Annotated in this window: 6 protein-coding genes; all 6 read right to left on the bottom strand. The window is 60.7% G+C overall.

Annotated features, from left to right (window positions below; translation table 11 throughout):
- Nucleotides 1–67 precede the first annotated feature (67 nt).
- A complete protein-coding gene (gene tuf, locus CGK93_RS16840) occupies nucleotides 68–1,258 on the bottom strand; it encodes an elongation factor Tu (protein WP_011775598.1) in 1,191 nt (396 codons plus the stop codon).
- 230 nt (nucleotides 1,259–1,488) lie between these two features.
- Complete coding sequence (gene fusA / locus CGK93_RS16845; protein ID WP_089595803.1) at nucleotides 1,489–3,603, bottom strand: elongation factor G; 2,115 nt, start codon at nucleotides 3,601–3,603, stop codon at nucleotides 1,489–1,491.
- A gap of 69 nt (nucleotides 3,604–3,672) precedes the next feature.
- Nucleotides 3,673–4,143: a 30S ribosomal protein S7 gene (gene rpsG, locus CGK93_RS16850; protein ID WP_003803829.1), complete on the bottom strand. Its 471-nt coding sequence runs from the start codon at nucleotides 4,141–4,143 to the stop codon at nucleotides 3,673–3,675.
- 1 nt (nucleotide 4,144) lies between these two features.
- Nucleotides 4,145–4,519: a 30S ribosomal protein S12 gene (gene rpsL / locus CGK93_RS16855; protein WP_089595804.1), complete on the bottom strand. Its 375-nt coding sequence runs from the start codon at nucleotides 4,517–4,519 to the stop codon at nucleotides 4,145–4,147.
- 438 nt (nucleotides 4,520–4,957) lie between these two features.
- Nucleotides 4,958–8,857, bottom strand: coding sequence for a DNA-directed RNA polymerase subunit beta' (locus CGK93_RS16860; RefSeq protein WP_089595805.1), 3,900 nt, complete (start codon nucleotides 8,855–8,857; stop codon nucleotides 4,958–4,960).
- Between the two features lie 103 nt (nucleotides 8,858–8,960).
- Nucleotides 8,961–12,467, bottom strand: a complete 3,507-nt coding sequence (rpoB, locus tag CGK93_RS16865; RefSeq protein WP_089597540.1) for a DNA-directed RNA polymerase subunit beta — start codon at nucleotides 12,465–12,467, stop codon at nucleotides 8,961–8,963.
- Nucleotides 12,468–12,866: the final 399 nt, after the last annotated feature.

Here is a 12,866-nt window from a genome sequence, read left to right on the forward strand (position 1 = left end):
GAAACGGTGGGGTCCTTCTTGAATGACTACCGGTTTAGCCGGAAGGTCACCGATCTACAAGTAGTGACTACTTGATGATGCTGGTGACACGTCCCGAACCAACGGTGCGGCCGCCTTCGCGGATAGCGAAGCCGAGGCCCTCTTCCATAGCGATCGGCTGGATGAGCGCAACGGTCATCTCAGTGTTGTCGCCAGGCATAACCATTTCCGTGCCTTCCGGCAGGGTGATAACGCCGGTTACGTCCGTGGTACGGAAGTAGAACTGCGGGCGGTAGTTGGAGTAGAACGGGTTGTGACGTCCGCCTTCGTCCTTGGACAGGATGTAGACGTTAGCCTCGAAGTCGGTGTGCGGGGTGATTGAACCCGGCTTGACGACAACCTGGCCACGCTCGACATCGTCGCGCTTCAGACCGCGGAGCAGGAGGCCACAGTTCTCGCCGGCCCATGCTTCGTCGAGCTGCTTGTGGAACATCTCGATACCGGTAACCGTGGTCTTCTGGATCGGGCGGATGCCAACGATCTCGACCTCGGAGTTGATGGCGAGGGTTCCACGCTCGGCGCGGCCCGTAACAACGGTGCCACGACCGGTGATCGTGAAGACGTCTTCGATCGGCATCAGGAACGGCTTGTCGCGGTCACGTACGGGGTCCGGAACGGACTCGTCGACTGCTGCCATCAGGTCCTGGACGGACTTGACCCAAACCGGGTCGCCTTCCAGAGCCTTGAGGCCGGAAACGCGAACAACCGGAGCCTCATCGCCATCGAAGCCCTGCGAGCTCAGGAGCTCACGAACTTCCATTTCGACGAGGTCGAGGAGTTCTTCGTCATCAACCATGTCGGACTTGTTCAGTGCGACCAGCAGGTAGGGAACGCCAACCTGGCGGGCGAGCAGAACGTGCTCACGGGTCTGAGCCATCGGACCATCGGTTGCAGCAACCACGAGGATTGCGCCGTCCATCTGGGCAGCACCGGTGATCATGTTCTTGATGTAGTCAGCGTGACCCGGGGCGTCTACGTGTGCGTAGTGGCGCTTCTCGGTCTGGTACTCCACGTGGGAGATGTTGATGGTAATACCACGCTGGCGCTCTTCCGGAGCAGAGTCAATCGACGCGAAGTCGCGCTGCTCGTTGAGATCCGGGTACTGGTCGTACAGCACCTTGGAAATGGCGGCAGTCAGCGTCGTCTTACCGTGGTCAACGTGACCAATGGTGCCGATGTTGACGTGCGGCTTAGTCCGCTCGAACTTTGCCTTTGCCACAGGTTCCTCCTAGAAAGATTTCAAGTGAAGTGCTCCTCGGCCGCGCTTTTCGCGGCAGAAACTTTAGCAAGTCTACTTGGGGGCTTGGTTTTGGTGAAATTGCAGATTCAGGAACCAATAGTAGTTCCTCGAGCCTGTTTGCGCAGGGCCGGGCCGCGGCTGTCGCCGCAGCCCCGCCTCACGCGCTTAGATGCCTTCCCGATACCGGAATTGCATCCGTTACCGGGAGATTACTCGCCGCGGGTTTTCTGGATGATCTCGTCGGCAACTGCCTTCGGGACCTCCGCGTAGCTGTTGAACGTCATGGAGTACACAGCGCGACCCTGGGTCTTGGACCGGAGGTCACCGATGTAGCCGAACATGCCGGACAGCGGAACGTGTGCACGGATAACCTTGACACCTGCCGCGTCTTCCATGGACTGCATCTGGCCACGACGGGCGTTCAGGTCACCAATAACATCACCCATGTATTCCTCAGGTGTGCGGACCTCAACATCCATCAGCGGTTCAAGCAGAACAGGGTTCGCCTTGCGTGCGGCTTCCTTGAAAGCCATACGGCCGGCGATCTTGAACGCCATTTCCGAGGAGTCAACATCGTGGGACGCGCCATCAATCAGCGTGGCCTTGATGCCGACAACCGGGTAACCAGCCAGGACGCCGTCGTTCAGTGCATCCTGGATACCAGCGTCAACGGACGGGATGTATTCACGCGGAACGCGGCCACCAGTGACCTTGTTCTCGAATGCGTACAGCTCGCCTGAAGCGGTGTCCATGGGTTCGATCGCGATCTGGATCTTTGCGAACTGACCCGAACCACCGGTCTGCTTCTTGTGCGTGTAGTCATGACGCTCGACTGCGCGCTTGATGGTTTCGCGGTAAGCAACCTGCGGCTTGCCAACGTTTGCCTCGACCTTGAATTCGCGGCGCATGCGGTCCACCAGGATGTCCAGATGGAGCTCGCCCATGCCGGCGATGATGGTCTGGCCCGTGTCTTCGTTGAGGGAGACCTGGAAGGTCGGGTCCTCAGCGGAGAGCTTCTGGATGGCCGTGGAGAGCTTCTCCTGGTCACCCTTGGTGTTGGGCTCGATGGCAACCGAGATCACGGGCTCCGGGAAGCTCATGGACTCGAGGACGATCTGGTTGTTGGAATCACACAGGGTGTCACCCGTGGTGGTGTCCTTCAGACCGATAGCTGCGTAGATGTGGCCGGCGGTAGCGCCCTCAACGGGCATTTCCTTGTTGGCGTGCATCTGGAACAGCTTGCCGATGCGTTCCTTCTTGCCCTTGGTGGAGTTGACCACCTGGGCGCCTGCCTCAACGTGACCGGAGTACACGCGGACGAAGGTCAGCTGACCGAAGAACGGGTGCGCAGCAATCTTGAAGGCGAGGGCCGAGAACGGCTCGTCTGCAGAGGGCTTGCGGGTGAGTTCCTTCTCTTCGTCGCGGGGATCGTGACCGATCATCGGCGGGACGTCGAGCGGGTTCGGCAGGAAGTCAACAACAGCGTCAAGCATCGGCTGGACACCGCGGTTCTTGAAAGCAGAACCACAGAACACCGGGTAGAGCTCGGAGTTGATGGTCATCTTGCGGATGCCGGCCTTCAGTTCCTCAAGGGTGAGTTCTTCACCTTCGAGGTACTTCTCCATGAGCTCTTCGGAAGCCTCGGCCACAGTCTCTACGAGCTGTGCACGGTACTCTTCAGCCTTGGCCTGGAGGTCCGCCGGGATTTCCTGCACTTCGTAGGAAGCGCCCATGGTGACGTCACCCTTTGCGTCGCCAGGCCAAACCAGGGCGCGCATTTCGAGAAGGTCAACAACACCGATGAAGTCGTTCTCAGCGCCGATGGGCAGCTGCATAACCAGCGGCTTGGCACCAAGACGGGAGATGATGGTGTCTACGGTGAAGTAGAAGTCAGCGCCCAGCTTGTCCATCTTGTTGACGAAGCAGATACGCGGAACGTTGTACTTGTCAGCCTGGCGCCAAACAGTCTCGGACTGCGGCTCCACGCCTTCCTTGCCGTCGAACACTGCAACTGCACCGTCGAGGACGCGCAAGGAGCGCTCAACCTCAACAGTGAAGTCAACGTGGCCCGGGGTGTCGATGATGTTGATCTGGTTCTTGTCCCAGAAGCAAGTCACGGCGGCAGACGTGATGGTGATGCCGCGTTCCTTTTCCTGTTCCATCCAGTCAGTCGTCGAAGCGCCGTCGTGCGTCTCGCCGATCTTGTGGTTCACACCCGTGTAGAACAGGATGCGCTCGGTAGTGGTGGTCTTGCCGGCATCAATGTGGGCCATGATGCCGATATTGCGGACCTTATTAAGGTCGGTAAGCACGTCCTGTGCCACGGGGTCTCCCTTTCGGATGGACTACACGTTCGCCGCCGGCTCAGTGAGCCGGCGGCGTCCGGAAAGTTTTTACCAGCGGTAGTGTGCGAAGGCCTTGTTGGACTCGGCCATCTTGTGGGTGTCTTCGCGACGCTTCACAGCGGCACCAAGACCATTGGAGGCATCCAGGATTTCGTTCTGGAGGCGCTCGGTCATGGTCTTCTCGCGGCGGGCCTTGGAGTAGCCCACGAGCCAACGCAGAGCGAGGGCGGTGGAGCGACCCGGCTTGACCTCAACCGGAACCTGGTAAGTAGCGCCACCAACACGGCGTGAACGTACCTCGAGGGAAGGCTTGACGTTGTCCATGGCCTTCTTGAGAGCGGCAACGGGGTCGCCGCCGGACTTGGCACGTGCACCTTCAAGTGCACCGTAAACGATGCGCTCTGCGGTGGACTTCTTGCCGTCGACAAGAACCTTGTTGATCAGCTGAGTGACCAACGGGGAGCCGTAAACGGGATCGGAAACTAGCGGCCGCTTCGGGGCCGGACCCTTGCGAGGCATATTACTTCTTCTCCATCTTTGCGCCGTAACGGCTGCGAGCCTGCTTGCGGTTCTTGACACCCTGGGTGTCGAGTGCGCCGCGGACGATCTTGTAGCGGACACCCGGAAGGTCCTTCACACGACCACCACGGACGAGCACGATGGAGTGCTCCTGGAGGTTGTGGCCAACACCGGGGATGTAGGCGGTTACTTCTACGCCACCGTTGAGACGCACACGTGCCACCTTACGGAGAGCCGAGTTCGGCTTCCTGGGGGTGGTGGTGTAAACGCGGGTGCAAACACCGCGGCGCATCGGGCTGCCCTTCAGCGCGGGAGCCTTGGTCTTGGAGACCTTCGGCGTGCGGCCCTTGCGGACCAGCTGGTTAATCGTAGGCACTTTCGTGTTCTCCGTTGTTTGATCTCTGCCCCCACACACAGGCGCCAGCCTGGGTAAACGTGGGAACTTTGGCGTTGCTCGTGCAGCCGGCCGAAACTCCGGTAGGCGTGCAAAAGTGCGGCATTCGTTGCGCATGTTGCCCGCAACCCGGAAACAGGCTCCACCCAGCACCATGAGAACAAAACCAAAATGATGCTGCGGCGGCCTTCATCCACTGCCACACAGAACAATTACCAAAAGTCTAGCACGGCTTGATCTAGGGCCTTAATCGGGTGTATGGAGGACGACGGCGCAACCCGGCTGCCGCCGTTTCCTCCACTCCCCCGCCTGGCCGCGCGAAAAAGCCGGCGCCGTTAACGGGTCCGGCCCCGCACTCATGGAGTACGGGGCCGGACCTTTACGGCGTCAACTCAGCGATGACGGCGCGAGAACAACGGATCAGCGGAAGTCGTTGCCGAGGTCGTAGTCATCCAGCGGGATGGCGTGGAACTCGGGAGCGCCGTCGCCACCCAGTGCGTCATAGGAGAAGTCGGTGAAAGCGCTGGGGCCCGTGAACAGGCTTGCCTTTGCTTCTTCCGTCGGCTCCACAGTGACCTCTGTGTAGCGGGGCAGACCCGTACCAGCCGGGATGAGCTTACCGATGATGACGTTTTCCTTGAGGCCGAGCAGAGGATCGCTCTTGCCTTCCATGGCCGCCTGCGTCAGGACGCGGGTGGTTTCCTGGAAGGAAGCTGCCGACAGCCAGGACTCGGTAGCCAAGGAAGCCTTGGTGATACCCATGAGTTCCGGACGGCCCGAAGCCGGGGACTTGCCCTCGGACACGACGCGGCGGTTCTCGTCCTCGAAGCGGGCGCGCTCTGCAAGCTCACCGGGGAGCAGGTCGGAGTCGCCGGATTCGATGACGGTCACGCGGCGCAGCATCTGGCGGACGATAACCTCGACGTGCTTGTCGTGGATACCAATACCCTGGCTGCGGTAAACGCCCTGTACTTCGTCCACAAGGAACTTCTGTGCAGCACGCGGACCCATGATGCGCAGAACCTGCTTCGGGTCCACCGGACCGTTGATCAGCTTCTGGCCGACGCTGACGTGCTCGCCATCCTCAATGAGGAGACGTGAACGGCGCAGTACCGGGTAGGCAATCTCTTCGGAACCATCGTCCGGAGTGATGACCAAGCGCATCTGGCGCTCGGACTCTTCGATGGTGATGCGGCCGGCTGCTTCAGCAATCGGTGCGACACCCTTCGGAGTACGGGCTTCGAAGAGCTCCTGGATACGGGGCAGACCCTGGGTGATGTCGTCGCCACCGCCGGCGGAAACAGCACCACCGGTGTGGAACGTACGCATGGTCAGCTGGGTACCGGGCTCACCGATGGACTGTGCGGCAATAATGCCCACGGCCTCGCCGATGTCAACGGTCTTGCCAGTGGCCAGCGAACGGCCGTAGCAAAGAGCACAGGTGCCGACCTTGGACTCACAGGTGAGTACGGAGCGGACCTTGACCTCGGTGATGCCTGCAGCCAGCAGCTGGTCGATGACGACGTCGCCGCAGTCGGTGCCGCCGGCAGCCAGGACGTTGCCCTGGGCGTCGACGACGTCGACAGCCAGCGTACGTGCGTAGGCGCTGTTCTCGACGTTCTCGTCCAGGACGAGCTCACCGTTGGAATCCGGCACGGCGATCGGCGTGAGCAGACCGCGCTCGGTACCACAGTCCTCTTCGCGGACGATGACGTCCTGCGAAACGTCCACCAGACGACGGGTCAGGTAACCCGAGTTGGCGGTACGGAGAGCGGTATCGGCCAGACCCTTACGGGCACCGTGCGTGGCGATGAAGTATTCCAGCACCGACAGGCCCTCGCGGTAGGAGGACTTGATCGGGCGAGGAATGATCTCACCCTTCGGGTTGGCCACAAGACCACGGATACCCGCGATCTGGCGGACCTGCATCCAGTTACCACGTGCACCGGAGGACACCATGCGGTTGATGGTGTTCATCGGGGAAAGGCTGTCACGCATCGCCTGGGCGATTTCGTTGGTGGCCTTGTTCCAGATTTCGATCAGTTCCTGGCGACGCTCGTCGTCGTCGATCAGGCCCTTGTCGTACTGGCCCTGGATCTTGGCAGCCATAGCCTCGTAACCGGCCAGGATGGCAGGCTTGGAGGTAGGCACCTCGATGTCGGAGATGGCAACCGTGACACCCGAGCGGGTGGCCCAGTAGAAGCCGGCGTCCTTCAAGTTGTCCAGCGTTGCCGCCGTGACTACCTTCGGGTAGCGCTCTGCGAGGTCGTTGACGATCCGGGACAGTTCGCCCTTGTCCGCAACAGCCTCAACCCAGGGGTAGTCCTCAGGCAGCGTCTGGTTGAAGATGACCTGGCCCAGGGAGGTTTCAACGAGAGCCGGCTGACCGGCCTCCCAACCTTCCGGAGCTTCCCAGCCTGCGTAAGGCACAAAGTCATCCAGGCGGATCTTGACCTGGGAGTTCAGGTGCAGATCACGGGCGTCGTACGCCATGATGGCTTCCGAAACCGAGGAGAAGATGCGGCCTTCGCCGGCAGAACCGACGCGCTTGGTGGTCAGGTGGTACAGGCCGATGATCATATCCTGCGAAGGCAGGGTCACCGGACGGCCATCGGACGGCTTCAGGATGTTGTTCGAGGACAGCATCAGGATGCGGGCTTCGGCCTGGGCTTCCGGGCTCAGCGGCAGGTGGACTGCCATCTGGTCGCCGTCGAAGTCAGCGTTGAAGGCGCCACAAACCAGCGGGTGAAGCTGGATTGCCTTGCCTTCCACAAGCTGCGGTTCGAAGGCCTGGATGCCGAGGCGGTGCAGGGTAGGTGCACGGTTGAGCAGCACCGGGTGTTCGGTGATGATCTCTTCCAGCACGTCCCAGACCTGCGGACGGTAACGCTCAACCATGCGCTTTGCCGACTTGATGTTCTGGGCGTGGTTGAGGTCAACCAGGCGCTTCATCACGAACGGCTTGAAGAGCTCCAGGGCCATCTGCTTGGGCAGACCACACTGGTGCAGCTTCAGCTGCGGGCCAACAACGATGACCGAACGGCCGGAGTAGTCAACGCGCTTGCCGAGGAGGTTCTGGCGGAAACGACCCTGCTTGCCCTTGAGCATGTCGCTCAGGGACTTCAGCGGACGGTTGCCCGGACCCGTGACGGGACGGCCACGACGACCGTTGTCGAAGAGGCTGTCAACAGCTTCCTGAAGCATGCGCTTCTCGTTGTTGACGATGATCTCCGGAGCGCCGAGGTCAAGCAGGCGCTTGAGTCGGTTGTTGCGGTTGATCACACGACGGTAGAGGTCGTTGAGGTCGGAGGTCGCGAAGCGGCCACCGTCCAGCTGGACCATCGGGCGCAGTTCCGGCGGGATCACCGGGACGGCGTCGAGAACCATGCCAAGCGGGCTGTTGTTGGTGGTCAGGAATGCGTTGACGACCTTCAGGCGCTTCAGGGCACGCGTCTTGCGCTGGCCCTTGCCGTTCTGGATGGTGTCGCGCAGTGACTCAGCCTCAGCCTGCATATCGAAGGTCTCAAGACGCTTCTTGATGGCTTCGGCACCCATGGAGCCCTCGAAGTACAGACCGTAACGGTCGCGCAGTTCGCGGTACAGGCCTTCGTCGCCTTCAAGGTCAGCGACCTTGAGGTTCTTGAAGCGGTCCCAGACCTGCTCGAGGCGCTCGATGTCGGCGTCGGCACGCTTGCGGACGTTCGCCATCTGGCGGTCTGCAGAGTCGCGGGCCTTCTTCTTGTCGGCAGCCTTGGCGCCTTCACCCTCAAGACGGGCAAGCTCGTCTTCAAGGTCGCGGGCGATCGTGGCGATGTCACTGTCGCGGTTGTCCACCATCTGCTTCTTCTCGAGGTCGTGCTCAACCTGGAGGTTCGGCAGTTCGGCGTGACGGCTTTCGGTGTCAACGCTGGTGATCATGTAGGCAGCGAAGTAAATGACCTTCTCAAGGTCCTTCGGTGCCAGGTCCAGAAGGTAGCCCAAGCGCGAGGGGACGCCCTTGAAGTACCAGATGTGCGTTACAGGCGCGGCCAGCTCGATGTGGCCCATGCGCTCACGACGCACCTTGGCGCGGGTGACTTCGACGCCACAACGCTCGCAAATGATGCCCTTGAAGCGGACGCGCTTGTACTTGCCGCAGTAGCATTCCCAGTCACGGGAAGGGCCGAAGATCTTCTCGCAGAAGAGGCCGTCCTTCTCGGGCTTGAGCGTGCGGTAGTTAATGGTTTCCGGCTTCTTGACCTCACCGTAAGACCATCCGCGGATGTCTTCCGCGGTGGCGAGGCCGATCTGCATGAGGCCGAAGGAGGATTCGCTGGACATAGGGTCCCTGTTCTCTCTTGTTCTCTAAATTCTGAAGTCTTGGTTACGGGAAGAGGGAGCTGTTCCGACGGACAGTTGTTGAGGCTGCCCGCCGGAACAGCTGCTAGACCTCTTCTACGGAACTGGGCTCTGCACGAGACAGATCGATGCCCAGTTCTTCCGCAGCCGTGAAGACTGCGTCATCAGAGTCACGCATTTCGATCGTGGTTCCGTCCGTGGAAAGAACTTCCACGTTCAGGCACAACGACTGCATTTCCTTGATCAAGACCTTGAAGGACTCGGGAACGCCAGGCTCAGGGATGTTCTCGCCCTTGACGATGGCTTCGTAGACCTTCACACGACCATGGATGTCATCCGACTTGATCGTGAGGAGTTCCTGAAGCGTGTAGGCAGCACCGTAAGCTTCGAGCGCCCACACTTCCATTTCACCGAAGCGCTGGCCACCGAACTGAGCCTTACCACCCAGCGGCTGCTGCGTGATCATGGAGTACGGGCCGGTGGAGCGCGCGTGGATCTTGTCGTCCACCAGGTGGTGGAGCTTCAGGATGTACATGTAACCGACGGAGATCGGGTCCGGGAACGGCTCGCCGGAGCGGCCGTCGAACAGACGGGTCTTGCCGGAGGAATCGATCAGGCGGTCGCCGTCGCGGGTCACGTTGGTGGAGTCAAGCAGACCAGTGATTTCTTCTTCACGGGCGCCATCGAACACCGGAGTGGCAACGGTGGTCTGGCCGGTTTCACGGGGCAGGTTGGGCAGGTTCTTGACCCACTCCGGCTCGCCTTCGATCTTCCAACCGGTCTTGGCAACCCAACCGAGGTGGGTTTCCAGGACCTGTCCAACGTTCATTCGACCCGGAACACCAAGCGGGTTCAGGACGATGTCCACCGGGGTACCGTCTGCAAGGAAGGGCATGTCCTCGATCGGGAGGATCTTGGAGATAACACCCTTGTTGCCGTGACGGCCGGCGAGCTTGTCGCCGTCGGTGATCTTACGCTTGGCTGCAACGTAGACGCGGACCAGCTGGTTCACGCCCGGGGGCAGTTCGTCGTCGTTGTCGCGGTCGAAGACGCGCACGCCGATGACCGTACCGGACTCGCCGTGGGGCACCTTCAGGGAGGTGTCGCGGACTTCGCGGGACTTCTCACCGAAGATGGCGCGGAGAAGGCGCTCTTCCGGGGTCAGTTCGGTTTCACCCTTAGGGGTGACCTTTCCAACCAGGATGTCGCCGGCTTCAACCTCGGCACCAATGTGGATGATGCCACGCTCGTCCAGGCCTGCAAGGACTTCCTCGGACACGTTGGGGATGTCACGCGTGATTTCCTCGGCACCAAGCTTGGTGTCGCGGGCATCAATTTCGTGCTCCTCGATGTGGATGGAGGAAAGGACATCCTCAGCAACAATGCGCTGCGACAGGATGATGGCGTCCTCGAAGTTGTGGCCTTCCCATGACATGAATGCCACGAGGAGGTTCTTACCGAGGGCCAGTTCACCCTGGTCCGTTGCGGGACCGTCAGCGATGATGCCGCCAACTTCCAGGCGCTGGCCTTCGTTGACCAGAACACGGTGGTTGTAGCAGTTGCCCTGGTTGGAACGGGCGAACTTGTTGATGCGGTAGTTGGTCTCAGTCCCGTCGTCGTTGATCATGACAACCAGCTCGGCGGAAACCTCGGTGACCACACCTGCCTTCTTCGCGATGACAACGTCACCGGCGTCGACGGCTGCTGCGCGCTCCATGCCGGTGCCCACGAAAGGAGCCTCGGAACGGACCAGCGGCACGGCCTGGCGCTGCATGTTGGCACCCATGAGTGCACGGTTGGCATCGTCATGCTCAAGGAACGGGATCAGGGCAGTTGCCACGGACACCATCTGGCGCGGGGAAACGTCCATGAACTGAACCTCGGCAGCGGGAACCAGAACCGGCTCGCCTCCACCACCACGGGCACGGACAAGGACGGTCTCTTCAGAGAACTTCTTGTCAGCATCCAGCGGAGCATTGGCCTGTGCAATCAGGACCTCAGCTTCGTCGTCGGCCGTCAGGTACTGGACCTCGTCGGAAACGACGCCTTCGGAGACCAAACGGTACGGCGTCTCAATGAAGCCGAACGGGTTGATACGGCCGTAGGATGCCAGCGAACCGATCAGACCAATGTTCGGGCCTTCAGGGGTTTCGATGGGGCACATACGTCCGTAGTGGGACGGGTGAACGTCTCGAACTTCCATGCCTGCACGGTCACGGGACAGACCACCCGGGCCAAGTGCCGACAGGCGGCGCTTGTGGGTCAGACCCGACAGCGGGTTGTTCTGGTCCATGAACTGCGACAGCTGGGAAGTTCCGAAGAACTCCTTGATGGCTGCAACAACGGGACGGATGTTGATCAGCGTCTGCGGCGTGATGGCCTCGACGTCCTGCGTGGTCATGCGTTCGCGGACGACGCGTTCCATACGGGACAGACCGGTGCGGACCTGGTTCTCGATCAGTTCGCCCACGGCGCGGATGCGACGGTTGCCGAAGTGGTCGATGTCGTCGACGTCGACGCGGAGCTCGTGGTCTTCGCCGTCGCGCTTGCCCATGAGGGTCTTCTCGCCGGCGTGGAGAGCGACGAGGAACTTGATCATGGCAACGATGTCTTCAACGTGCAGGACCGACGCTTCCTTGTCACCAAGGGAGCGGTCGATGCCGAGCTTGCGGTTGATCTTGTAACGGCCAACCTTGGCAAGATCGTAGCGCTTGGCGTTGAAGTACAGGTTGTCCAGCAGGGACTGGGCAGCCTCGACTGTGGGCGGCTCGCCCGGGCGCAGCTTGCGGTAGATGTCCAGAAGCGCGTCTTCGCGGGTCTCGGTGGCGTCCTTCTCCAGCGTTGCACGCATGGAGTCGTACTGGCCGAACTCTTCCAGGATCTGGCCTTCGGTCCAGCCGAGGGCCTTCAGGAGAACCGTGACCGACTGCTTGCGCTTGCGGTCGAGGCGAACGCCGACCTGGTCGCGCTTGTCGATTTCGAGTTCGAACCATGCACCACGGGACGGGATGATCTTCGCAGTGAAGATGTCCTTGTCACTGGTCTTGTCAGCGGTGCGCTCGAAGTAGGCGCCCGGCGAACGGACCAACTGGGAGACAACAACACGCTCGGTGCCGTTGACGACGAACGTTCCCTTTTCAGTCATGAGGGGGAAGTCGCCCATGAACACGGTCTGCTGCTTGATTTCGCCCGTGTTGTTGTTCATGAACTCGGCCTTGACGTACAAAGGTGCCGAGTAGGTGGCGTCACGGTCTTTGCATTCGGCCATGGTGTACTTCGGGTCAGCGAACTCCGGCTCGGAGAAGCTCAGGGACATAGTGCCCTGGAAGTCCTCGATGGGGGAGATCTCTTCGAAGATGTCGGCAAGTCCGGAGGAGGTGGCGACGCTGAGGTCGCCCTCCTCGACAGCCTTCGCTACCCGCGCCTGCCAGCGTTCGTTTCCGACGAGCCAGTCAAAGCTGTCCGTCTGCAGGGCGAGAAGATTCGGAACATCAAGCGGTTCATGAATCTTTGCGAATGAGAGGCGGCGGGTGGCACCATCGGTGCTTGCCGTGTTAGCGGTTTCGTTATTAGAGGTGCTCGAGGCGACCAAGAGGGATCCTTCCACAGACCTTCAGGCGTTTTCAGATCTCCCCCGTTTGCATCCCGCAGAGTGCTCCGCAGGATACTTATTCCGGTTCCGCTATATGACCCGGACCCAGTCCACTCCTTGGCTATGCACGTTAAGGAACGGCACGTCAATGGCGCAGCTGAGAGGTAAAGCCCACCGCTATATGAAGGCTGAAGGTTAACAGGGAAGACGCAAATATCTACAATACGGCAAAGCAGCCTTCCTGTCTACCCCAGATCGTCCGTGATTGCAAGCACCGTTGCTGCAGGCACCTAAGCCGCGGGCTCGTGTGAAGAGATGGAATGCAGCGGGAGGCACAACCGTTGAAAGGGTAGGCTGGCGCACGCCCCGCGATAGCCTTGCACCACCACTCCCGGATCG

Origin of the sequence: Arthrobacter sp. YN (genome assembly GCF_002224285.1) — a bacterium.
Classification (GTDB): Bacteria; Actinomycetota; Actinomycetes; order Actinomycetales; family Micrococcaceae; genus Arthrobacter.

What these genes read in the sequence shown, in the direction of transcription:
- CGK93_RS16860 (WP_089595805.1), bottom strand. Translation starts at nt 8,857, where the DNA reads ATGTCCAGCGAATCCTCCTTCGGCCTCATGCAGATCGGCCTCGCCACC.
- rpsG (WP_003803829.1), bottom strand. Translation starts at nt 4,143, where the DNA reads ATGCCTCGCAAGGGTCCGGCCCCGAAGCGGCCGCTAGTTTCCGATCCC.